The 22,430-nt window shown below is 54.1% G+C and carries 20 protein-coding genes; 8 read left to right on the forward strand and 12 right to left on the reverse strand.

The genetic code is table 11. The features are described 5' to 3' along the window. Positions 1–60: 60 nt before the first annotated feature. The gene (locus tag ACCI51_RS12600) at positions 61–540 is read right to left on the reverse strand and encodes a DUF4265 domain-containing protein (RefSeq protein ID WP_299585123.1); all 480 of its coding nucleotides are present in this window, start codon (positions 538–540) and stop codon (positions 61–63) included. A gap of 69 nt (positions 541–609) precedes the next feature. On the opposite strand from ACCI51_RS12600, the gene ACCI51_RS12605 reads away from it, so the two are divergent. Further along, entirely contained in the window at positions 610–1,896 is a 1,287-nt protein-coding gene (locus tag ACCI51_RS12605) for a M48 family metalloprotease (protein ID WP_371843864.1), read from the forward strand. A gap of 81 nt (positions 1,897–1,977) precedes the next feature. Here the strand turns inward: ACCI51_RS12605 and ACCI51_RS12610 are convergent, their stop codons facing one another. From ACCI51_RS12610 to ACCI51_RS12640, 7 genes are all read right to left on the reverse strand, one after another. After that, positions 1,978–2,781: a putative porin gene (locus ACCI51_RS12610; protein ID WP_371843866.1), complete on the reverse strand. Its 804-nt coding sequence runs from the start codon at positions 2,779–2,781 to the stop codon at positions 1,978–1,980. A 301-nt stretch (positions 2,782–3,082) separates the two neighbouring features. Further along, on the reverse strand, positions 3,083–3,391 hold the full coding sequence (locus ACCI51_RS12615; protein WP_299584047.1) for an antibiotic biosynthesis monooxygenase family protein: 309 nt from the start codon (positions 3,389–3,391) through the stop codon (positions 3,083–3,085). Positions 3,392–3,473: 82 nt separating this feature from the next. After that, positions 3,474–4,175, reverse strand: coding sequence for a phosphate signaling complex protein PhoU (gene phoU / locus ACCI51_RS12620; protein ID WP_299584044.1), 702 nt, complete (start codon positions 4,173–4,175; stop codon positions 3,474–3,476). A 25-nt stretch (positions 4,176–4,200) separates the two neighbouring features. Then, a complete protein-coding gene (gene pstB / locus ACCI51_RS12625; RefSeq protein WP_371843867.1) occupies positions 4,201–5,079 on the reverse strand; it encodes a phosphate ABC transporter ATP-binding protein PstB in 879 nt (292 codons plus the stop codon). Between the two features lie 33 nt (positions 5,080–5,112). Next, a complete protein-coding gene (gene pstA, locus ACCI51_RS12630) occupies positions 5,113–6,399 on the reverse strand; it encodes a phosphate ABC transporter permease PstA (RefSeq protein WP_299584038.1) in 1,287 nt (428 codons plus the stop codon). Then, complete coding sequence (pstC, locus tag ACCI51_RS12635; RefSeq protein WP_371843868.1) at positions 6,392–7,771, reverse strand: phosphate ABC transporter permease subunit PstC; 1,380 nt, start codon at positions 7,769–7,771, stop codon at positions 6,392–6,394. The genes pstA and pstC overlap by 8 nt, the downstream gene beginning before the upstream one ends. A 139-nt stretch (positions 7,772–7,910) precedes the next feature. After that, positions 7,911–8,963: a PstS family phosphate ABC transporter substrate-binding protein gene (locus ACCI51_RS12640; RefSeq protein WP_299584032.1), complete on the reverse strand. Its 1,053-nt coding sequence runs from the start codon at positions 8,961–8,963 to the stop codon at positions 7,911–7,913. A gap of 183 nt (positions 8,964–9,146) precedes the next feature. Here ACCI51_RS12640 and ACCI51_RS12645 point away from each other — a divergent pair, with 183 nt between their 5' ends. The 3 genes from ACCI51_RS12645 to ACCI51_RS12655 all read left to right on the forward strand — a co-directional run bounded on the left by ACCI51_RS12645 (position 9,147) and on the right by ACCI51_RS12655 (position 11,611). Continuing rightward, complete coding sequence (locus ACCI51_RS12645; RefSeq protein WP_371843869.1) at positions 9,147–9,719, forward strand: TRAP transporter small permease subunit; 573 nt, start codon at positions 9,147–9,149, stop codon at positions 9,717–9,719. After that, the gene (locus ACCI51_RS12650; RefSeq protein WP_371843871.1) at positions 9,716–11,080 is read left to right on the forward strand and encodes a TRAP transporter large permease; all 1,365 of its coding nucleotides are present in this window, start codon (positions 9,716–9,718) and stop codon (positions 11,078–11,080) included. Before ACCI51_RS12645 ends, ACCI51_RS12650 begins: the two co-directional genes overlap by 4 nt. 132 nt (positions 11,081–11,212) lie before the next feature. Further along, positions 11,213–11,611: an acyl-CoA thioesterase gene (locus ACCI51_RS12655; RefSeq protein ID WP_299584023.1), complete on the forward strand. Its 399-nt coding sequence runs from the start codon at positions 11,213–11,215 to the stop codon at positions 11,609–11,611. A 61-nt stretch (positions 11,612–11,672) separates the two neighbouring features. Here ACCI51_RS12655 and ACCI51_RS12660 read toward each other — a convergent pair whose 3' ends face one another. Together ACCI51_RS12660 and uvrD are read right to left on the reverse strand one after the other, a co-directional pair. Further along, positions 11,673–12,818: a TRAP transporter substrate-binding protein gene (locus ACCI51_RS12660; protein WP_371843873.1), complete on the reverse strand. Its 1,146-nt coding sequence runs from the start codon at positions 12,816–12,818 to the stop codon at positions 11,673–11,675. Between the two features lie 139 nt (positions 12,819–12,957). Next, the gene (uvrD, locus tag ACCI51_RS12665) at positions 12,958–15,162 is read right to left on the reverse strand and encodes a DNA helicase II (RefSeq protein ID WP_299584018.1); all 2,205 of its coding nucleotides are present in this window, start codon (positions 15,160–15,162) and stop codon (positions 12,958–12,960) included. 139 nt (positions 15,163–15,301) lie between these two features. Here uvrD and hexR point away from each other — a divergent pair, with 139 nt between their 5' ends. Continuing rightward, the gene (hexR, locus tag ACCI51_RS12670; protein WP_299584015.1) at positions 15,302–16,156 is read left to right on the forward strand and encodes a transcriptional regulator HexR; all 855 of its coding nucleotides are present in this window, start codon (positions 15,302–15,304) and stop codon (positions 16,154–16,156) included. Positions 16,157–16,273: 117 nt separating this feature from the next. Continuing rightward, complete coding sequence (locus ACCI51_RS12675; RefSeq protein ID WP_371843875.1) at positions 16,274–17,533, forward strand: multidrug effflux MFS transporter; 1,260 nt, start codon at positions 16,274–16,276, stop codon at positions 17,531–17,533. Positions 17,534–17,548: 15 nt separating this feature from the next. On the opposite strand, the gene gstA is transcribed toward ACCI51_RS12675, so the two are convergent. Next, entirely contained in the window at positions 17,549–18,154 is a 606-nt protein-coding gene (gene gstA, locus ACCI51_RS12680; RefSeq protein ID WP_371843876.1) for a glutathione transferase GstA, read from the reverse strand. A gap of 175 nt (positions 18,155–18,329) precedes the next feature. Next, the gene (locus tag ACCI51_RS12685) at positions 18,330–18,728 is read right to left on the reverse strand and encodes a DoxX family protein (protein WP_299584006.1); all 399 of its coding nucleotides are present in this window, start codon (positions 18,726–18,728) and stop codon (positions 18,330–18,332) included. Between the two features lie 447 nt (positions 18,729–19,175). Between ACCI51_RS12685 and ACCI51_RS12690 the strand changes: the two genes are divergently transcribed. Both ACCI51_RS12690 and ACCI51_RS12695 read left to right on the forward strand, forming a co-directional pair. After that, complete coding sequence (locus ACCI51_RS12690) at positions 19,176–20,483, forward strand: cation:proton antiporter (RefSeq protein WP_371843878.1); 1,308 nt, start codon at positions 19,176–19,178, stop codon at positions 20,481–20,483. Positions 20,484–20,496: 13 nt separating this feature from the next. Beyond that, positions 20,497–22,353, forward strand: a complete 1,857-nt coding sequence (locus ACCI51_RS12695) for a monovalent cation:proton antiporter-2 (CPA2) family protein (RefSeq protein WP_371843879.1) — start codon at positions 20,497–20,499, stop codon at positions 22,351–22,353. The last annotated feature ends 77 nt before the right edge of the window (positions 22,354–22,430 follow it).

Below are 22,430 nucleotides of genomic sequence, written 5' to 3' on the forward strand. Positions count from 1 at the left end.
CGGATGCCTTACTTATCGCTGCTTTGCTACCGGTTTTAACTCTACTGGCCCGTTCTGTTTCTACTCGGGTTTCAAGATGTCTTGCCACCAATTGAGCGGTGTCTGGCCATCCTTAGGATCATAAACATTACCGTAGTACCAGACGCTATTGGCCCCATCGCAGATACTATTGAGAATCTTCTCAATCTTATCGAAACCACAGCTGACATGGATGCTGTATACCAGCATACGCGGAACTTCCAGATCCAGCTCTCCTCCAAGTTTCTCCAATTGTGGGCTCAAGCGGTCAGAGAGTTCGGCACTGTCTCCGCGACAAAAGATGCGGATTGCCAAATTGCCGGAACGCTTTACCAGTTCAAACTGCTGTGTATCCTTATCGACTTTAATGCTATCGCCACTGGCGATGCCTTTTATAAATGCAGGAGAACGCACCAACTGGCAGCTGTCATCCTCGTTGACACGCACCTGTAAGCGCTCCACCACCGGCTCGCCATCGGGGTTGTTGCCTGCAAATAATTCGATTACCTGAAGTGCCGTCATAACCTCTATTCCCGGACTGTGTACAATGGGTGATCGTTGAATAACCGGCATTATACAGGGAGGCAAGCAATGATCTCGCGCAACCAGGCTTTCTTCGCGGCTATGGCGCTGACAGCAACCTCAGTTCTCAATGGTTGTGTCACTAATCCAGTTACCGGGGAGCAACAGCTCTCCCTCCTATCAACCCAGCAAGAGTTGAACTTAGGACAGCAGCAATACCCGATAAACCAACAGCAACAGGGCGGCCAATACACCATAGACCCCAGCTTGCAGGAATATGTGAACCGAGTCGGGCAAAAATTGGCGAAGGTCTCCGACCAGCCGCAACTCCCTTACGAATTTGTGGTGCTGAACAATTCCGTGCCCAACGCCTGGGCACTGCCAGGAGGCAAAATCGCGATAAACCGGGGCTTATTGGTATTGCTGGAGGATGAGGCCGAACTCGCCGCAGTGCTCGGCCATGAGATAGTGCATGCCGCCGCGCGCCACTCCGCCACTGCCATGTCCCAACAACAGGTGCTCGGTGCTGGACTTGCGGTCCTAGGCGTCGCCGCCAAAGATTCCGCCTATGCAGATCTGATCTCTACCGGTAGCCAACTGGGGGGATCCGCCTACATCGCCCGCTACGGCCGCGGCAACGAGCTGGAGTCGGATAAATACGGCATGAAATATATGACCGCAGCGGGTTACGACTCCCAGGGCGCCGTGCGCCTGCAACGCAAGTTCGTCGAACTTTCCAAAGGGCGTCAAAGCAATGGCCTGGAAGCCCTCTTCGCCAGCCACCCGCCATCACAATCTCGCGTAAGTGCGAATATTGAACACAGTAAATCACTGCCCAAGGGCGGCGTCACCAATCGCGCTGCCTATCAAAAAGCGATAGCCCAGCTGAAGCGCGATGCCGACGCCTACAATAATTACGATGATGCATTAAAGGCGGCGAACAAAAAGCAATTCGACACGGCATTACACTTGGCACGCAAGGCCCAAAAGCAACAGCCAAAAGAAGCTCATTTTTTCGCCCTGGAAGGGGATTTACTCACCCACAAAAATCAGTTCGATAAGGCGCATCAAGCCTACGACCGTGCGGTACAAAAAAATCCAGCACTGTTTTCCCATTGGTTAAAGCGCGGCATGGCCAGTGCGCAGTTAAAAGACTACACCGCGGCGGAGAGAGACTTAAACCGCTCGCTGCGCTACCTGGATACCGCCTATGCGCACTACTATCTGGGGGAGGTCTACGAAAAACAGGGAAACAAGCAAAGTGCTTTCAAACACTACCAAACTGCAGCTGGGGCGGGAGGGGAGATTGGTTCTAAGGCGCAAGCCCGGATACAGGCACTGACGGGAAAAGGTTAAGTTGAACCTTTCCAAATCTAACTGAGCTAGAAAAAAAGGGACTACCAATGGTAGTCCCTTTTTACAATATCTAGGTATAGCTTACAGCTGCACGGTCATACCAATTTGGTAGATATCGTAATCATCATCGCTATCCGTGTTGGAAACATAAGCCGCTTCAACAGCAAAGTGGCGATTGAAGAAGTGATTCATACCCAACTTATATACTTCATTCTCATCGAAAGAGAAGCCGATGGAAGTGCGCTGAGTAAAGAAGAATTCAGAATCCAGCTTCCAGTGGTCATCAAATTCATCAAAGTTCGTATAAGTCAACTCTGCGGTTAGGTATTGTTCACCGCCTAAGTGAGTAAAGTACTTGGAAGACAGTGAGCGGGTATCAAACTCTTCATCAACAAATAGATTAAAACCGATGTAATCCGTAGAGTTTAACTGATGATTGTATCGAGCATCTACTGAAAACTCATTGTCGCTATCATAATCTATATGCTTCAAAGTTACTAAAAAATCAGGAGAAAATAGATATCCAATAGATTGATAATCTACATTGTTCTCCCAAAGGTCAACAATTCCCGCACCAACAACAAAGCCACTAGACGTAAAGTATTCGCCACCTACGGAAAAAGTGTCGTGGTCAATGCTCCCGGTGTTTACATGAGAAAATTCTGCGGAAAAGTTACTGACCTTATTAATATATTCAAATTCTTTCAGTGGACCGAGCGTTTCTTTGCCACCAAAGTAATAAATCGTTTCAAAATTTAAAGTATCTGCATCTGAAGCGCCAAACTCTGTATCAAAGTAATTTGCTTTGGTGAATGAATTGTATTCCTCAGCACCAGCAGTAGCCGCGAAAAGCATTAGGGGAAGAGCTGCAAGCTTGAATCTCATTACAAAATCCTTCGTTAACTTTGGATCCAAATTGGGATGCGGATTGTAACAAAGGTTTTTTTGGACGCAACAACAGCTAATTACACAAAGTCAGTTTATAAAGTTTATGCGGCGAAGAGAGTGAAAAAACAGGACGGATAGAATAAAAAATGAAGAACGGCGTAATTCAGTGTAATTGGAAAATAAATTACCTATAAAATATTTTCTGATACTGTTTCCCGTTTTTTCTTTTACTGAAAAAAATAATTCAGACATTCAGCTTAGGTTCAGCTTTACTCGACCAAAATCAACATAAATACATTTATGCATTATTAATAACTTTTCGGAACTCATTGAACTCACCCAAAAGACGTATCCCAACAAAAGGCGCAACACTCCGAATAATTCTATCAATTTCATCGGTATGCCGACTGTGCATTGCATCTCTTTCGGCTTTGCTGTGCCAACAAGCAATAGCGAGCAGAGTATTTTGGTCACCAATTTTTTGTAGAAGTTCCGTACCTTGGGCCCCGGGCGCCCGCTGGATCAATTGGGACGCCTGCACCCAGGCTTCCGCATATTCCTCCGCTGTAAAGCCTGCTTTGATCTGCACTTCGAAAATATATTTCATGAGTCAGATACCTGGCATTTTGTTGAAAACAAATCTGCAATAAAAAAGGCCGCATTGTGCGACCTTTTTCGGGTTTGAAAGCTTAAGACTGCTTTAGATTTCTCAAGTGGCCGTGGCGAATATCCGCGCCCTCGACCAGATATACCACTTGCTCGCAAATATTCTTCGCGTGATCGCCGATTCGCTCCAGTGCGCGCAGAGTCCACAGAACATTGATGACTCGGGAGATACTGCGTGGATCTTCCATCATATAAGTCACCAGCTCGCGAACAGCGGTGCGGTAGTCCATATCCACCTGTTCATCCTCAGCCAGAGTGTGCATGGCTGATTCCACATCGAAGCGGGTATAAGCGTCAAGGGCATCATTGAGCATCTTGCGCACCGCATTAGCCAGATGACGAATTTCTGTGTAACCGCGCGGTGAGGTGCCCTCGTCTGTCAAGGCAATAGCCATTTTCGCGATCTTGCTGGCCTCATCGCCGATACGCTCTAGGTCGCGGGCGATGCGTATTACCGACATCACCATACGCAGGTCTGAGGCGGCGGGCTGGCGCTTGGCGATAATCAGGGTCGCGTGCTCATCCAGAGCCATCTCCCTCCTATCGATTTCCTCTTCGATACGCAGGACTTCCTCGGCCAGTTGGCTGTCGGCATTCGACAGCGCGTCGACAGCGTCGGCTACTTGGCGGGCGACCATGCCGCCCATCTCCAACATCTCGGTCTTAATACCCTCCAGATCCTCATTGAACTGGCGGGAAATATGCTGATCGAAGTGCATTTCCATAGTTATCCCTCGGAGCAAAACTGGCTCAGCCGAAGCGGCCGGTGATATAGGCTTCGGTTAGTTCGTGCTCCGGATTGGTGAACACGGTTTCGGTATCATTGACCTCGACAAGATGGCCCAGGTGAAAGTAGGCCGTGCGCTGGCTGACTCGTGCCGCCTGTTGCATCGAGTGGGTCACAATGGCAATAGTGTAGTTCTCACGCAGCTCATCGATCAGCTCTTCAATACGCGCAGTGGCAATCGGGTCCAGGGCGGAGCAGGGCTCATCCATCAGAATAACTTCCGGGCTCACCGCGATAGCACGGGCGATACACAGGCGCTGCTGCTGACCACCGGACAAGCCGGTACCCGGCTTATCCAGACGATCCTTGACCTCATTCCAGAGGCCGGCACGACGCAGGCTGTTTTCCACAATTTCGTCCAGGTCCGCACGACGGCTGGCAATACCATGAATTTTGGGCCCATAGACCACATTCTCATAGATGGTTTTGGGGAAGGGGTTGGGCTTCTGAAACACCATCCCCACCCGCGCACGCAGGGGCACCACATCCACCTTAGCCCCGTAGATCGGCTCGCCGTCCAGGCTCAGTTCGCCTTCCACCCGGCAACCCTCAATGGTGTCGTTCATACGATTGAGGCAGCGCAGAAAAGTGGATTTACCACAACCGGACGGGCCGATCATGGCTACCACTTCGTTGCGGCCGATATCCAGGCTCACGTTGTGAATAGCTTGGGTTTCCCCATAGAACACATTCACATCGCGCATGCGCAACTTGGCGGTGTCAGAGAAGGGCTGGCCCACAGTTTTCCTCACCTCGGCTTGGCTCACTGAAACCTTTTTACCGGTCAGCTCGGAACGCGCCGACTCGGTGCGTTCGGCGGCATCCAGGGTCATGGTACTCATAAATAATCCCGCTTTCTGATTGTCCGCGCTCTGTTACCAGCGGCGCTCAAGTTTCTTGCGCAGCATTACCGCGCTGGCATTCATTAAAATCAATACACTCAACAGCACCATAATCGCCGCCGAGGTGCGCTCCACAAAGGCGCGCTCCGGGCTGTCCGCCCATAGGAAAATCTGTACAGGCAGCACGGTGGCCGGATCGGTAACCCCACCGGGGACATCGACAATAAAGGCAACCATGCCGATCATCAGCAATGGGGCTGTCTCACCCAGAGCCTGGGCCATACCAATAATTGCACCGGTGAGCATGCCCGGCATCGCCAGCGGCAGCACATGGTGAAACACCACCTGCATACGCGAAGCCCCCATGCCCATAGCCGCTTCTCGAATCGAGGGTGGCACCGCCTTCAGCGCCGCGCGGCTCGAAATAATAATGGTCGGCAGTGTCATCAGAGTGAGTACTAGCCCTCCGACCAACGGCGCCGAACGGGGCAACTCAAAGAAGTTAATAAAAATCGCCAGCCCCAACAGGCCGAAAACGATAGAAGGTACGGCTGCGAGGTTGTTAATATTGACCTCAATCAGATCCGTCCAACGATTCTTAGGCGCATACTCCTCCAGGTAAATAGCTGCGGCCACCCCAATTGGGAAGGACAGCGCCAGGGTCACCAGGAGTGTAAACAGGGAGCCCATCAGGGCCGCACGGATACCCGCCTGTTCCGGTTCGCGGGAATCCCCATTGGTAAAGAAGATGGTGTTAAAGCGTTTCTTCAGCTCACCAGTCTCCAGCAGTTGCTCAATCCAGCCAGCTTTCTGGTCAGAGGTGCGGCCGCGGAATCCCTCTTTCGAGTCCTTTAGGCTTTTGATAAAGGTATCCACATCGTCATCGGCGGCAAACCAGACGACCTCGCTCTTACCGAGTAATTCCGGGTTTTCGGCCAGGCGATCGCGCAGGGTAAAGGGCGCCCCGGAGGAAACCAGGGTGTAAAGTTCTCGCTTGTCGCTGCGACCAGTCACGGAGGGGAAGCGCTCACGCAGGGCCTGGCGGATCACACCGGAGAAGTTAGCCCAAGTAAGGCTCTCATCATCGACCTGATCAATACCCAGCACCTCTGTGTCGTAATGCACCTCCAACTGAATCGAAGCCTGCATAAAGGCACCACTGCCCTTACCGATAATATCGCTGAACAGAATGACAACCGCGAGCACACCGAAGGCGATACTGGCGATACCCAGCCCGCGAAATAACTTTTCTGTGCGATGGCGGCTGGCGAGGTTCTTTTCAATACGCTCGCGAACCTGCGTCTGGGTGAGGTTAGTCATACTGCTCCCGGTATTTTTTCACTACGTGCAGGGCGATAAAGTTCAGCACCAGAGTGGAGATAAACAGCATCAAGCCAAGGGCAAAAGCGGCGAGGGTCTTGGGACTGTCAAATTCCTGATCGCCCACCAATAGCGTCACGATCTGAACGGTAACGGTGGTGACAGACTCCAGGGGATTGGCGGTCAGGTTGGCGGCGAGACCAGCGGCCATCACCACAATCATGGTTTCACCGATTGCACGGGACACCGCCAGCAGCACGCCGCCGACAATACCTGGCAGGGCCGCGGGAATAACCACTTTGCGCACAGTTTCCGACTGGGTTGAACCGAGCCCCAGAGCGCCGTCGCGCAGGGATTGTGGTACCGCATTGATCACGTCGTCGGACAGGGAGGAGACGAACGGGATGATCATAATGCCCATCACCAACCCGGCGGCGAGGGCGCTTTCACTGGAGGCCTGCAGGCCGACAGAAGTGGCCAGTTCGCGAATAAACGGGGCCACAGTCAACGCCGCAAAAAAGCCGTACACCACCGTGGGTACACCGGCGAGAATTTCGATAATCGGCTTGGCGACATTGCGCACCCGCTTGCTGGCATACTCTGCCAGGTAGATCGCGGCCATCAGGCCCACCGGCACCGCCACCAGCATGGCGATAGCAGAGACCATTAGGGTGCCGGTAAACAACGGCACCGCACCGAAGGCGCCGCTGGAGCCCACCTGATCAGCGCGCAGAGCCATCTGCGGGCTCCAGTGCAGACCGAAGAGAAACTCACTCACCGGTACCGACTGGAAGAAACGCAGGGACTCAAATAATACTGAAAATAAAATACCAACCGTGGTGAAAATTGCTGCGCAGGCACAGGTAATCAGAATAACCCGCAGGACTTTTTCCACTTTTTCGCGAGCGCGCAGTTCCGGGGAGAAACGCAGTAATGCGAATGCCCCCAAGCCCACTGCCAACACAAGAATCAAGAAGGCCTGCAGTGTATTTGCATTGCTGCGCAATTGATTGAGGTGCTCTGCCGCAGACTGCAATTGGGGGGAGGCTTCGCCGATCAGGTGGCCAGCGGACAGGTTTTGAATTTGAGCATAGAGCAGGTTCTGCCCGGCAATGGTATCGGGCTTATCCGCGATACTGTGCATCACCATAGAGCGGATAATCGCATCGTCAAAAATCAGCCAAGCCCCAAGCAGTAATAGCGCCGGTAGGCCACACCAAAGCGCAGCAAATAATCCGTGATAACTGGGCAGTGAAGCCAGATTGCGCAGGCCTCCGCGGCTGCGCGCAGCACTCAGTGCACGGCTAAAGCCGGTACCGTAGGCCACTAGTATCAACAGCAGCAGAAGGGCGAACAGTGTGGGGGTTTGCATTACTTTACCGTGCTAAAAATGTCGATGTCGGCATTATCCCGACTTTTCCTGGTGTTTCCACTTGGCTTTTATAAAGAACGGCCAAGCCCTCTCGGGCTTGGCCGTCAATTCCCTTTGACTGTACTACTCCAAGATAAAGCTACTTCGCTGCGAGATTGCTCAGGGCATTCATCTTGCGCACGTCGGTGGCAATTTTCTGGCGCTTCTCGGTAGGCAGCGGGATCATGCCCTTGTCGGCCAGGTAACCTTCATCACCCCAGGCACGCTCATTGGTAAATTCCGCCAGGAATTGCTTGATACCCGGTACTACGTCAGCGTGTGCCTTTTTCACGTAGATAAACAGCGGGCGGGATACCGGGTAGCTCTGATCGGCAATGGAGTCAAAAGTCGGGGCCTGATCTTCAATCAGAGAGCCTTGAACCTTGTCTGCATTCTGGTCGAGGAAGCTAAAACCGAAGATACCCAGAGCGTTCGGGTTGGCAACTAGCTTGTTCACAATCAGGTTGTCGTTCTCGCCGGCCTCGACATAAGCACCGTCTTCACGCACGTTATGACAAATTGCCTTGTAAGCGCTCTTGTCTTTTTTCTTCATGGCCTTGATCCAGCCAAACTTCTTACAGCCACCTTCCATCGCCAATTCAGCGAAGGCATCGCGGGTACCTGATGTTGGGGGCGGGCCGAGCACTTCGATTTTAGTATTGGGCAGTGCAGGGTTTACGTCTTTCCAGGTTTTGTAAGGGTTGGCCACCAGAGTTTCAGAACCGTTGGGGTTCGGCACCTCTTTGGCCAGGGCCAGGAAGATATCTTTGCGAGTCAATTTGAAAGGTGTCGCTTTCTTGGCATTGGCCAGCACAATGCCGTCGTAGCCAATCTGTACTTCCACAACATCGACGCCGTTGCCTTTACACATCTCCAGCTCAGACTGCTTGATGCGGCGGGATGCCCCGGTAACATCCGCGGTGCTTTCACCGACGCCCTGGCAGAACAACTTCATACCACCGCCAGTACCGGTGGACTCAACTACCGGGGTCTTGAACTGGGTAGCACGGCTGAAACGCTCCGCCACAGTGGTGGTAAATGGGTAAACCGTAGAGGAACCGACAACACTGATGTAGTCGCGCGCCGCCATAGCCACCTGTGAAGTGGCGAGGGTCAGTGCCGCCAGGGAAGTGGCCAGAATTTGCTTGTTCATGTGGAACTCCGATGAGTGTTTTTTATTTCACGCGGCGATGCTAGGAACAACGGATGACGATTCTATGAATAAAAGATGACAAAAAGGTTACAGGTGAAAATTTACTCCACTGGTGCGGGGGCGGGCAAAGCGGTAACCTGCTCACAAACAAGATAACAATAAGATGTAGAGAGAGAAGCCCCCATGCCATTTCTGTTGCGTGGTGCGCGTGTATTGGAGAGTCTATCCAGTCGCACCGGCCACCTGCTCGCCTGGTTCACCTGGGCCATGGTCCTACTGCAATCCTGCGTCGTGGTACTTCGTCACCTGTTCGACAGTGGTTCGATAGCACTGCAGGAATCCGTTATCTATCTGCACGGTGCGGCCTTTATGCTGGGGCTGGCCTACGCCTTGCAAACTGATGCCCATGTGCGCGTGGATGTCTTCTACCGGCGGATGCAACCCCTGGGCAGAGCCTGGGTTAACGCCTTGGGTACTCTCATGTTTTTGCTGCCAGTGTGTGCTTTTATTCTGGCTGGCAGCTGGCAATTTGCCATGAATAGCTGGTCGGTATATGAGGGGAGCGCCAATGCGGGCGGCCTGCCAGGCGTATTCTTTCTTAAAAGCCTCATCCCCCTGGCCGCGGTCACCCTTGCCCTGGCTGGCGTCGCCCAGTTTATACGCGCACTCCTTGAGCTGATGGAAATACCGGCCCCGGCAACCAGGGCGTCGGCCAAGCCCCAGCTGCTGAAACAGGCAGAGGAGGTCGAGGCATGATTGAGCTGATACCACTGCTGATGTTTGCGGCCGTCTGCGCACTGCTGATGTTTGGTTACCCGGTGGCATTTACCCTCGCCGGCACTGCCCTGATTACCGCCGGTCTAGGGATTATTTTTGGCGCATTTGATGGGCAGTTCCTGCGCGCCTTTCCCGACCGGCTCTACGGCATTATGCAAAACGGCACCCTGGTGGCAGTTCCGCTGTTTGTGTTGATGGGGGTTATTTTGGAGCGGGCCAAGATAGCCGAAGACCTACTCATCAATCTGACCAAAGTGTTTATGGGTGCACCGGCCGGTATGGCGATCTCTGTCGTTGTGGTGGGCGCACTGCTCGCTGCCAGTACCGGTATTGTCGGAGCCACGGTGGTGACCATGGGCCTGATGTCCCTGCCCACCATGCTGAAAAAAGGCTACTCACCCACACTGGCCACCGGGACCATTTGTGCCACTGGCACCCTGGGACAGATCATCCCTCCCTCGATCGCCCTGGTCTTGCTGGGAGATACCCTTTCCAACGCCTATCAGCAGGCCCAGTTGTCCGCGGGGATATTCAATCCCAAGCCCGTCAGCGTCGGCGACCTGTTTATCGGGGCCATTATTCCAGGCGTATTGCTGGTGGCAGCCTACATTATTTATCTCTTATTCGTGGCGCGCCGCGGAGCGGCTCTAGCCCCACCCGCAGAACGCGAGCCACTTGAAATCTGGCCTCTGCTGCGCAGCTTGTTTCCACCGATTACCTTGATGCTGGTGGTGCTGGGTTCCATCATTACCGGTGCGGCCACACCCACAGAGGCCGCCGCCGTAGGTGCCCTGGGTGCTGCACTCTTGGCCTACAGCCGCAGAGCCCTGAGCTGGGGTCGCGCGGGAGAGATTGGCCGGAGCACTCTGCAGGTCAGTGCCATGGTATTTGCAATCCTGATCGGCGCCTCGCTGTTTTCCCTGGTGTTTCGCGGTTATGGCGGCGAGGAACTGGTTACCAGTATTTTCCACAGCCTCCCCGGCGGTGTTATCGGGGCAACACTGCTGGTGATGCTGGTGATATTCCTGCTCGGCTTTATCCTCGATTTTATCGAAATTACCTTTGTCGTGGTGCCTATTGTGGGCCCAGTGCTTCTGGCTATGGGCGTCGACCCCGTGTGGTTGGGTATCATGATCGCCATTAACCTGCAGACCTCCTTTCTCACACCACCATTTGGTTTTGCCCTTTTTTATCTGCGCGGTGTCGCCCCCAGCTCAGTGGCCACCTCGGCGATCTATCGCGGTGTCACGCCATTTATCGCGATTCAGTTGCTGTTATTGTGCCTATTGGCACTCTGGCCAGCGCTGGTCACATGGTTACCGGGGACATTACGTAGTTAAAGCTTTGTCCGAATAGTCTGGTAAGCGTGGCTTTTTGCCGCGCGAGCCTGGTTATTTACTGCGCAATTTGTGCTAGAATGCGCCACCTTTCCCAGGTGGAAATCAATAACTCTAACAATTTGTGAGCAGCCGATGTCCGCACTCCCAGCACTCGATGAGAATCCACAACCCTCAGGAACCCTGACCCTGCAAACTCTGGCCATGCCACGGGATACCAATCCTCAGGGAGACGTATTCGCCGGTTGGCTGATGTCGCAGATGGACCTGGCTGGTGCAATCCTGGCCCAGAGTATCGCACGCGGCAGAGTAACCACGGTCGCAGTTGGCAGTATGGTGTTTTTACGCCCGGTACCTGTTGGCTCCACGGTCAGCTGCTATGCCGAGGCTATTGAAGTGGGTCGCTCTTCCATTAGAACAATGGTTGAGGTGTGGCTGACACGGGTGGATTCCGGTGAGCAGGTGAAGGTCACCGAAGGTGAGTTTGTCTTTGTCGCAATAGACGATAGCGGACATACCAGACCGCTGCCTTAGGCTATTTATAAAACTTGTTCAGGGAAACTGGCTTTAAAGCAGTTTCCCTTCAGACCCTTCTTTACTCTTCCTTATCCCTTTCATCCAGCTCCCGCGCCTGGTAATAAGCCTCTTCACTGATCTGGTGATAGGGCCGCACATCCCGTTCAAAGTCCTTAAAGGCCTTATAGATGCGCGCGAATTCTGGATCCTGGTTTGCGGTTTCCTGCATGATCTGCGTGTTGATTTGCTTCAGATGAGAAAGCACATCATCCGGCAGACGCCTTAGTTTTACACCCTGTTCCTGCACCAATTCACGCAGGGCGCGGTTATTGCGCGCGGTATACTCATCCAGCATATCCTGGTTTGCTTCGCGGGCTGCCACACGCACAATTACCTGCAAGTCTTCAGGCAATTGATCAAAGGCTTTTTTATTGACAATAAATTCCATCATCGAGCCTGGCTCATGCCAGCCGGGATAATAGTAGTACTCGGCAACCTGATGGAAGCCGAAGGCAAGGTCATTGTATGGGCCAACCCACTCGGTCGCATCAATGACACCGGTCTGCAGGGCGGTGTAGAGTTCTCCACCGGGAATAGTAACCGCGGTGCCGCCAGCCCGGTTTAATACTTCACCACCGAGCCCCGGAATACGCATTTTTAAGCCCTGTAGATCTTCAACCGAGTTAATCGGTTTATTAAACCAGCCAGCCATCTGTACCCCGGTAGAGCCTCCGGCCAGGGGTATTAAATTAAAAGGCTCATAAATTTCCTGCCAGAGTTCCAGTCCCCCACCGTGATGGAGCCAGCCGTTCATTTCCTGGGCATTTAAACCAAAAGGCACCGCGGTAAAAAATTGGGCGGCCGGAATCTTGCCTTTCCAATAGTAGGCGGCGCCATGCCCCATCTGCGCAGCGCCTTCAGACACCGCTCCGAAAATACCCAAAGCAGGCACCAGTTCACCGGCACCATAAACTTTAATTTTGAGACGACCGGACGACATCAACTCAACATTTTTTGCAAAGCGCTCCGGTGCCTGGCCGAGGCCGGGAAAATTTTTTGGCCAGGTAGTAACCAGTTTCCACTCAAATAGCTCTCTAGCGCCGCTATCAGAAAAGTGTTGCGCGGGCCCAAGAGATGCACGGGAGGTTACCAACGCGGCGAAGGTCACTACAAGCAGCGCGAGAAGCCCCAAAATAATGGCGGGATACCAGTTAATTTTTTTCATCGCTATTAATTATCTTTTATTGTTTTAGCGCACTGAATGTCAGCTAACTATTTTTATAGTTTCCGAGACTCCGGCAAAACCGGAGTCTCGGTAAGTTCACTTGTTTAAAATATATTTCGTGTATTGGAGAAGGCAAAATCTACAGCGGTTGTAACTTCGCCATAGTCACCACCAACCATTTACTTCCGGCATCGTCGAAGTTCACTTGTACCCGGGCGCGCGGACCATTGCCCTCAAACTGCACCACGGTGCCCTCGCCGAATTTGGCATGCTCCACACGGCCACCTAAAGACAGTGGCGGCAGGTCATCAAAATCCGGAGCTGGATCAGAAAACTTGCCCACTTTGCCATAATCGGCCTGGTACAGCGGTCGGGAAATCTCCGTCTTGAGGCGCACTTCATGCACCAGATTCACCGGAATCTCAGCAATAAAACGAGACGGGCTGTTATAGGTTTCACTGCCAAACAGGCGGCGGTTTTCCGCGTAGGTAATATATAGCTTGCGCATAGCACGGGTGATGCCCACGTAGCAGAGGCGCCGCTCTTCCTCCATGCGGCCCGGCTCCTGCGCCGACATCTTGTGCGGGAACAGGTTTTCCTCCACACCAGCCATAAACACCAGAGGGAACTCGAGGCCCTTCGCCGAGTGTAGGGTCATGAGTTGAACGGCATCTTCAAACTCATCCGCCTGGCCTTCGCCGGCATCGAGCGCAGCGCTGTCGAGGAACTGATTGAGTAGAGGAATTTCCTCTTCACCTTCCTCGCCCTCCGGCATACCCACGCCAGTAAAAGCTCGACAGGCACTGACCAGTTCCTTGAGGTTTTCCACTCGGGTCTGCCCCTTCTCACCTTTCTCCTTGCCGTGGAATTCCAACAGGCCACTGGTCTCAATCACGTCCTCGGCGATGGCATCCAGCTCTTTGTCTTCGGCATTTGCGGCCAACTGATTCACAAGATCTAGAAAGGCCTGCAGGGCATTGCCAGCGCGGGCAGCGAGTACCCGTTGCTGTAACATCAACTTGGCCGCCTGCCACAGGGAGCATCCCTGCTCACGGGCGTAGGCGCGCACCATTTCTACCGTGCGCGCTCCGATGCCGCGAGTAGGTGTGTTGACCACCCGCTCAAACGCCGTATCGTCATCGCGGTTGGTAATCAAGCGTAAGTAAGACAAGGCATTCTTAATTTCCAGGCGGTCGTAGAAACGTTGACCACCATAGATACGGTAGGGCACCTGCTCGCGCAAAAGCCCCTCTTCAAGCACCCGGGATTGGGCATTGGAGCGATAGAGGATAGCAATGCTGTCACGGCGATTGCCATCGCGCACCCAGTCATTGATTCGCTCGACGATAAAGCGCGATTCATCCTGTTCGTTATACGCCGCATAGACGGCGATGGGCTCACCCTCTTCCCCCTTAGTCCACAATTCCTTACCCAGGCGGCCGCTGTTATTGGCAATCACCGCATTGGCAGCCTTCAATATGGTGGAAGTAGAGCGATAATTTTGCTCCAGGCGAACCGTCTGCACTTGGCGCAGGTCCGCGGAAAAGTGTTGGATATTCTCAATCTTGGCGCCGCGCCAGCCGTAAATGGACTGGTCGTCGTCACCCACTGCGGTGATATGGCACTGCTCACCGGCGAGCAGACGCAACCAGGCGTATTGGATGGTGTTGGTATCCTGGAATTCATCCACCAGGATAAAGGGGAATCGCCGGCGATAGTGGGCGAGAATACTGTCGTTATTCAGCCAGAGCTCGTGGGCGCGCAACAGCAACTCGCCAAAATCCACCAGCCCGCCACGCTGGCAGGCCTCTTCATAGGCGAAGTAAATACGTACCATGGTCTGTAGCCAGGGGTCGGCGCCGGCATTGATATATTGGGGGCGCAGTCCTTCGTCTTTCTGCGCTCCGATCCACCACTGGGTTTCCCGCGGCGACCATTTTTTGTCATCCAGTCCCAGATCTGCCTGAACGCGCTTGATCAAACGCAGCTGATCGTCGGAATCCAGAATCTGGAAGTTCTGCGGCAACTTGGCTTCTTGCCAGTGGGCCTTGAGCAGGCGATGGGCGAGGCCGTGGAAGGTGCCCACCCACATGCCGAAGGTGTTCACCCCCAGCAACTCCTCGATACGCGCGCGCATCTCGCGGGCCGCTTTGTTGGTAAAGGTCACTGCCATAATGGAGTAGGGCGAGGCGCCCTCCACCTGCATCAGCCAGGCGATGCGATGCACCAGTACACGGGTCTTGCCCGAGCCGGCACCGGCCAGAACCAATTGATTGCCGGGCGCGGCGGCTACCGCTTCGCGCTGGGCGTCGTTGAGGGGGTCTAGAATCTGAGATACGTCCATGGGCGAAGATTGTACCAGAGCTGCAGCGTAGGACCTGTGTAAATAAACAGGATTTTGCCCAATCTGACAACGCCAAGCCGCTCGCCAGCAGAGTGTGCAGCGGCTAAACTGCGCCATCTGGCATAGAGAAGGAAGTCCTGTGAAACCGGCGGAAGTCACGCAAAGAATCAGCGAACAACTGTCATCCATGCGCAAATCTGAGCGCAAGGTGGCGGAATATATTCTCGCCAATCCCGACGAAATCATTCATATGAGAATTGTCGACCTGGCCACTGAAGCCCAGGTGAGTGAACCCACAGTGGTGCGTTTCTGCCGCGCCGTTGGCTGCTCGGGCTTCCAGGAGTTCAAGTTGAATCTGGCGCAGCAGCTGGCCTCGAGCCCTAGTTTTGGCCAGATCGCGGTGACCGAAACCGACACCATCGCCGAGTACAAGCGCAAGGTATTCGACTCCACCGTCGATACACTGCTCAAGGTGCGCGACCGTATCGACGACCGCGCCCTGGAAGCTGTGGTGACCGCTATGGCGGCCTCCAAACGCGTGGAGTTTTTCGGCTTCGGAGCCTCCGGTGCCGTTGCCGCCGATGCCCAACACAAATTCTTCCGCCTGCAACTGGCCACGGCGGCCCACTCCGACCATCACATCCAGAATATGTCAGCCATGTCCATGGAGCCCGGCGATGTGGTGGTGGCGATCTCCCAGAGCGGGCGCACCAAGGCTTTGTTGCGCTCCATGGGTATGGCGAAAGAGCAGGGCGCCCTGGTGGTCGGCCTCGCCCCCAGCGGTTCGCCGGTGGCGCAGCAGGCCAGTATCCCATTGGAAGTCGATGTGGAGGAGGATATCGAGATATACACCCCGTTGTCCTCCCGCATCGCCCACCTGGTAGTGATCGATGTACTCGCTATCGGCGTGGCTCAACGCAAGGGGCCGGAACTCCAGGAACACCTGCTAAAACTGAAACAGGGCCTGTATACATTGCGGGAAGACAAGCATTAAAAAAGCTTCTGGGATTGCGGTACTGGATAATGTGCCGCAGCACCTCTACCATGGCCAGTACCCGGCAGCACACAGCCACAGCCGCTAAATTCCTCTAGGCCGCACCAGAGCTACTCCATGACAACCACGGCTTTATCCGCTGAGCAGAAAGCACCGCGCTGGCTGGTGGTTTGGCTTGCCGCCCTTGTCTCTCTGACGCCTTTCTCCATCGACAGCTACCTGCCGGCAATTCCCGCTATGGCCGCAGCACTGGATACTGAGGTGGAGCGGGTGCAGTATTCGGTGTCCAGTTTTTTATTGGGCTTTGCCCTGGGCCAACTTTTCGGGGGGCCGCTCTCCGATCGCTGGGGAAGGCGCTTGGTGGGTACAATTGGGCTGTGTATTTATATTGTCAGCTCACTACTAATACTCTTTAGCGACCATGTGGATCACCTGATTATTCTGCGCTTCCTGCAGGCGGTAGGTGGTGGCTTTGCCACGGTGATTTGCGCGGCCATCGTGCGCGACCTGCACAGCGGCCGTGAGGCCGCCAAAATTATTTCCATGATCAGCACTATTATGTTGATCGCTCCACTGATTGCGCCGGTAATCGGCTCGCTGCTGCTGGCAGTGGGAGGCTGGCAGAGTATTTTTGTTTTCCTGCTGTTGTACGCCATCGCCATGCTGGTACTGGTGCGCTTACTGTTACCGGAAACCGTCTCGCGCTTCACTCGCGCACGGCGCCAGTTGATGCCTCTCGGTACTCTCGTTTCCACTTACGGCCAGGTTTTGCGCAACCGCCGCGCCCTCGGGTTCCTCGGCGCCCAGGCCTGTGTCAGTGGCTCGATGTTTATCTATATCACCACGGCACCCTTCGTGTTTATGGACTACTTCAACGTCAGCGCCAACCGTTTTCCCTTATTTTTTGGCACCTGCATTTTGGGTTTGATCTGCATGGTGCAGGTCAATATCCGCCTGCTTAATCTATTTCAACCGCGCAACATTTTGCTTGCGGGCGTTACCCTGCAAATGCTCGGATGTGGACTGCTGTTACTGGGTACTATGACGGGCATCAGGGAGCTAACCCTGTGGATGGTGCCACTGGTGTTGGTAATGAGCTGTATCGGTATTACTGGGCCCAATGCCGCGGCCTGCTACTTGGAGTTTTTCCCCAAAATCAGTGGCAGCGCCAACGCCCTCTACGGCGCCACTATTTTTATTACTGGAGGAGTACTCGGCGGACTGGTGAGCAGCCTGCATACGGGCACTCTGATTCCCATCGCCGGCTCCATGTTCGCCTGTGCAATAGCGGCTCTGTTTTCAACACTGGTGATCGCTCAGGCGCGCAAACCGATAGAATCAGATATACCGGTCACCCGGCGTTTCACCCCTCGCTAATGCGTAGGTGCGGGGTCAAGCATCACCGCCATTTTCATTGCGCAGAGCCTGCTGCACCGCGGGCCGCGCCTCCATACGCTCCTGGAACGCCTGTAATTTGGGCCAACGCGACATATCGAAATGCTTGGCCTGCAACCAACGAATAATGGTGTAGAGATAAGCATCTGCCACCGACAGAGAGTCCCCCAACAGGTAATCTCGCTGCAGGCGCTGATCAATGTAATCCATCCGCCGCAATATTTTCTCCCGGGCCTTGTTCTTTTCCTCCTCCGAGCCATTCCAGAACAGTGGCACAAACAACTTATGGACTTCGCTGCTGAGGAAATTCAGCCACTCCAATAACCGATAGTGGTCCAGTGTTCCCAGCGGCGGTGCCAGATTCGCATTGGGTTTTTGTTCGGCGAGAAACTGAACAATCGCGACGCCTTCCGTGAGCAGCTCACCACCTTCCAGTTGTAGGGTCGGCACATACCCCTTCGGATTGATCCGGCTGAAGTCATCACCGTTTTCTAGGGTATGGGTCTTGAGGTCGACCCTGGATAGTTCCAGATCAATACCCGCCTCGAGGGCGACGATATGAGGGGATAGGGAACAGGCACCGGGTGAGTAGAAGAGTTTCATAGTGATCCTCCTGTTATCGGTTGCGCGGCACCAGCCAGTATAGGTGTGCTTTTACCGGGCTATTGGCCTAAGTCCTCGGTCAGGTTGCCCCCTGAAGCTAATAGAAATATACGGTATTGACTGGTGTGTTGAGTGCCGATCAACCCATCGTGGTCCGCCACACCCCAGTTCGCTACTATTTTTTGCGAATCCAATGATCCAGACTAAAGCGTCCAGCGCCGGCACAGGCGAGGATCAGATAACCCCCGGCAATGGTGATATTTTTCATAAAGCTGGTCATCTCTCCCGGATCCTCGGGGGAATAGTGCACTATCCAGGCGCTGGCCAGGCAGAAGAGAAAAAGTATGATCGCGGAGAAGCGGGTAAAGAAGCCCAGTAGTATCGCCAGGCCCCCAAGTAACTCGACAATAATGACCAAAGGTAGCAGCAGCGCTGGAATCCCCATGGAGACCATAAAGGCCTCGGTCATTTTGTAACCGCCAATTTTGTTCCATCCGGCAAAAATAAACAGCAGGGACATCAATACCCGCCCAACCAATTTAGACGTGTCACATAAAACAGGGTGCGTTGTCACAGTCTTCCCCCTTCCTGTTGAATATCGGAGATCATCAGCTGCATCCAGTGTAGTTGGGAACTTGTGTAGAAACTGCAGGAAAACCGGTATCAGGAGGCGCCAAAGTGGTGAAATGGTGGGGCTTATGGAGAACAAAGCAGGCAGAAAATTAACAAATGACAGTTTGGGCAGACACCGCCGGGCAGTTGTGGATTTAAATAACAAATGCGGTTGTACCGCACACAGGAGCCGTTACAATTGCGCGCCCCCATCTAGGGGACTAGCGGTTATTTCCAGAAAATACTCCCGAGAACAGCCCCCTGTCAGGGAGATTCGGGCGGCCCCTGCGCGACTACAATAACGGCACGCTCACCAACCGATCAATTCGCCCACTAAAGAGCAGCAAGCCGCTCCTTTTGAGGGCGGGGAAAAGCCCCGCAATTTTAATCTCTGGAGTTCACGCACGGCATGGAAGTCTATTACACCTTTTGTTTTCTTGCCGCGGTGTCGGTCTTTCTCGGCTTCCTAAACCAGTATGTACTGCGTGCCCAAACCACCATCGCCATTACTGCTGGCGCCCTGGCGCTGTCGCTCATCGTTACCGGCCTGGGTAAGTTGGGGATTGTGGAGCTGCGCATTTGGGCAGATCAGCTGCTTCCGCTGCTCAATCTAGAGGATATCCTGCTCAAAGGAATGCTGGGGTTCCTGCTCTTCGCCGGCAGTTTGCACATCGACCTATTAGAATTACGCAATCAAAAGCTCGAAATTGGCCTGCTCGCCATTGTCGGTACCCTGATTTCGACCTTTGTCGTGGGCGCGCTTTTGTATTGGTTCCTGATGCTCATCAATATGCCCGTGGCTTTTGTCTACTGCCTATTATTCGGCGCTCTGATCTCCCCCACCGACCCCATCGCAGTACTGGCCATTATGAAAAACCTGAAGGCACCAGAGCAGGTTTCCATTCAGGTGGAAGGTGAATCTCTGTTCAACGATGGCTTCGGTATTGTGGTATTCGCGGTAATTTATGCTGTGGCCTTCGAAGGGGGCCAGCCAACGGTTCCGGCGGTAGCAGAGCTTTTCCTACTGGAAGCTGTGGGTGGTATTTTACTCGGCCTGATTATCGGTGGGCTTTTCCACTGGCTGATTTGCTGTACCGACGACCACAGCCTGGAGCTTTTGCTCACCCTGGTAATCCCCACTGCCGGATTCTCCCTGGCCAATATTCTCGGGGTATCGGGTGCCCTGGCAATGGTGGTAAGCGGCATCATCATCGGTAATTTTACTCGCGAGCGGGGTTTTTCCCGTGTGAGCCAACACGAACTGGATAACTTCTGGAATATCACCGAGGATTTCCTCAACGGCCTGTTATTCCTATTGGTGGGTCTGTTCCTGATCACCATCGACCTGCGCCCGGCGGACTACCTGTTGATGGTGGCGAGTATTGTCATCGTATTGCTGGCTCGGGTAATGGCGGTGTGTGTGCCCTTCCTGTACCTGAAAAGACGCCGCCGCTACCACCCCTATACCAACCGAATATTAATCTGGGGCGGCCTCAAAGGCGGCCTGGCCCTGGCCCTGGCCATGTCTATTCCATCGGGCAGCGCTTTTGTACAGGGGCAGGACCTGCGCTACCTATGGGTAATCATGACCTATGGCGTGGTGCTCTTTTCTATCGTGGTACAGGGCTCTACCATAGCCCCATTAATTCGCCGCAGCCGGGAGTTCGCCGAACCGGAAAGCGCCGCCACAGCCAACCAGCAACAAGCTGTAAAATAGCGATAATTGATCGATGGAACACTCTAACTTCCTTGTAGAAGCCGTCATATTTATGAGTGCTGCGGTAATCGCAGTGCCGATTGCCACACGTCTTGGACTGGGCTCCGTGCTCGGATACCTGCTTGCCGGAGTGGCTATTGGCCCCAGCGCGTTGGGTTTAGTCGGTGACGCCAGCGACGAGATGCACGTAGCCGAATTCGGCGTGGCCTTGATGCTGTTTTTGATCGGCCTTGAAATGCAACCCAAGAAGCTCTGGCAGATGCGCGGCGCCATTCTCGGTACCGGCAGTGCACAATTGCTGTTGACCACCGCTGCCGTCGCCGGCACAGCGCTACTGTTCTTTGATTTAGGCTGGCGCACTGCCGTGGCCATCGGCTTGATCCTGGCGCTGTCCTCCACCGCTATTGTGTTGCAATCCCTCAGTGAGAAGGGGCTGCTCAAGACCCAGGGCGGGCGCAGTGCCTTTGCCGTACTGCTACTTCAGGATATCGCGGTTATCCCCATCCTCGCCCTACTGCCACTACTCGCGGTTACCCCGGCCGTGGCACATGGTAGTGGCCTGGAGGGTTGGCAATATGCCGCCGCCGTTATTGGTACCATCGCCGCCTTTGCCATCAGTGGGCGCTATCTTCTCGGCCCGCTGTTGCGCCTGGTGGCTGGCAGCCAGGTACGCGAGATGTTTACCGTCTCCGCGCTACTCATTGTTTTCGGCGCGGCGGCGGTAATGAGCTGGCTGGATCTCTCCCCCGCACTCGGCACCTTCCTCGCCGGAGTCCTGTTGGCTGAGAGCGAATTTCGCCACGAGCTGGAGGCGGATATACAGCCCTTCAAAGGGCTGTTACTGGGGCTTTTCTTTATCGCGGTGGGTGCCAGCCTGAACTTCGCGCAAATTGCGCAGAATCCACTTCTGCTGTTCGGCCTGGTGTTGGCCCTGGTATTGGTGAAGTTTGCGGTCCTATTTCTATTGGCACGCTTTCTGCGAATGTCCAAGGGGGAAGATTGGCTATTTGCTCTGTCCCTGGCACAGGCCGGGGAATTCGGCTTTGTATTGGTGTCTTTCTCCACCCAAATCCAGGTACTCGATGCCGAAGCGAGCAGCTTACTGGTAGCCCTAATCGCTCTGACTATGGCTCTCACTCCAATACTGCTACTTATATTTGAAAGATTCATCCAGCCGCGTTTTATCATCGGCCCTGATGCGCCTCAGGAACCTCACCAAGCACCGTCATTAGAAACCAACTCACCGGTGATCATTATCGGCTACGGCCGCTTCGGCCAGATCACCGGGCGATTGCTCAACGCCTGCGGGTTTGGCACCACACTGCTGGAGCGCAATGCGGAACAACTCGACCTGGTGCGGCGCTATGGTATTGAAGCCTTCTATGGCGACGCCACACGAGAAGACCTGCTGCGTGCCGCTGGAGCCGCTCATGCACGTATGGTGATTCTCACATTGAGCGATCAGGCCGCTTCATTGGAAATTGTTGCGCAGTTGCAGAAGCATTTTCCACACCTCACGATTCTCGCTCGAGCCCGCAGCCGTATGCATCAATATGCCCTTATGGAAGCCGGGGTGAAATATATTTTCCGCGAGACGATAGACCCGGCTCTGGCGATCGGTGAAAAAGCCCTGGAGTTACTCGGACTCAGTCCATTGCAAGCGCGCCGCGCCGCGCGCAAGTTTAAGCAACACGACCAGCGTATGCTGGAGGCACTATTCCCCTACTGGCGCGATGAAGCTCAGCATATCGCCCAGAGCCGAATCTATCGCGAACAGTTGTTGCAGGCCCTGCGCGAAGACCGGCGCGACAAGGATTTGCATCTGGACCATTACTGGGAAGAGGCCCAACCGGAAGCGGAAAAGTCTTAAGGGGGGGCCAGCAGGTTTTAGGAGTATTTAGGTAAGCGATAATAAATTCACAGGCGGACATACAAATTCCGTGGCGA

Source organism: Microbulbifer echini (assembly GCF_041447225.1).
Classification (GTDB): Bacteria; Pseudomonadota; Gammaproteobacteria; order Pseudomonadales; family Cellvibrionaceae; genus Microbulbifer; species Microbulbifer echini.

What these genes read in the sequence shown, in the direction of transcription:
- ACCI51_RS12690 (WP_371843878.1), top strand. Translation starts at nt 19,176, where the DNA reads ATGGAAGTCTATTACACCTTTTGTTTTCTTGCCGCGGTGTCGGTCTTT.
- ACCI51_RS12660 (WP_371843873.1), bottom strand. Translation starts at nt 12,818, where the DNA reads ATGAAAAAAATTAACTGGTATCCCGCCATTATTTTGGGGCTTCTCGCG.
- gstA (WP_371843876.1), bottom strand. Translation starts at nt 18,154, where the DNA reads ATGAAACTCTTCTACTCACCCGGTGCCTGTTCCCTATCCCCTCATATC.
- phoU (WP_299584044.1), bottom strand. Translation starts at nt 4,175, where the DNA reads ATGGAAATGCACTTCGATCAGCATATTTCCCGCCAGTTCAATGAGGAT.
- ACCI51_RS12675 (WP_371843875.1), top strand. Translation starts at nt 16,274, where the DNA reads ATGACAACCACGGCTTTATCCGCTGAGCAGAAAGCACCGCGCTGGCTG.
- ACCI51_RS12655 (WP_299584023.1), top strand. Translation starts at nt 11,213, where the DNA reads ATGTCCGCACTCCCAGCACTCGATGAGAATCCACAACCCTCAGGAACC.
- ACCI51_RS12695 (WP_371843879.1), top strand. Translation starts at nt 20,497, where the DNA reads ATGGAACACTCTAACTTCCTTGTAGAAGCCGTCATATTTATGAGTGCT.
- pstC (WP_371843868.1), bottom strand. Translation starts at nt 7,771, where the DNA reads ATGCAAACCCCCACACTGTTCGCCCTTCTGCTGCTGTTGATACTAGTG.
- pstA (WP_299584038.1), bottom strand. Translation starts at nt 6,399, where the DNA reads ATGACTAACCTCACCCAGACGCAGGTTCGCGAGCGTATTGAAAAGAAC.
- ACCI51_RS12605 (WP_371843864.1), top strand. Translation starts at nt 610, where the DNA reads ATGATCTCGCGCAACCAGGCTTTCTTCGCGGCTATGGCGCTGACAGCA.
- uvrD (WP_299584018.1), bottom strand. Translation starts at nt 15,162, where the DNA reads ATGGACGTATCTCAGATTCTAGACCCCCTCAACGACGCCCAGCGCGAA.
- pstB (WP_371843867.1), bottom strand. Translation starts at nt 5,079, where the DNA reads ATGAGTACCATGACCCTGGATGCCGCCGAACGCACCGAGTCGGCGCGT.
- ACCI51_RS12600 (WP_299585123.1), bottom strand. Translation starts at nt 540, where the DNA reads ATGACGGCACTTCAGGTAATCGAATTATTTGCAGGCAACAACCCCGAT.
- ACCI51_RS12610 (WP_371843866.1), bottom strand. Translation starts at nt 2,781, where the DNA reads ATGAGATTCAAGCTTGCAGCTCTTCCCCTAATGCTTTTCGCGGCTACT.
- ACCI51_RS12615 (WP_299584047.1), bottom strand. Translation starts at nt 3,391, where the DNA reads ATGAAATATATTTTCGAAGTGCAGATCAAAGCAGGCTTTACAGCGGAG.
- ACCI51_RS12640 (WP_299584032.1), bottom strand. Translation starts at nt 8,963, where the DNA reads ATGAACAAGCAAATTCTGGCCACTTCCCTGGCGGCACTGACCCTCGCC.
- ACCI51_RS12650 (WP_371843871.1), top strand. Translation starts at nt 9,716, where the DNA reads ATGATTGAGCTGATACCACTGCTGATGTTTGCGGCCGTCTGCGCACTG.
- ACCI51_RS12645 (WP_371843869.1), top strand. Translation starts at nt 9,147, where the DNA reads ATGCCATTTCTGTTGCGTGGTGCGCGTGTATTGGAGAGTCTATCCAGT.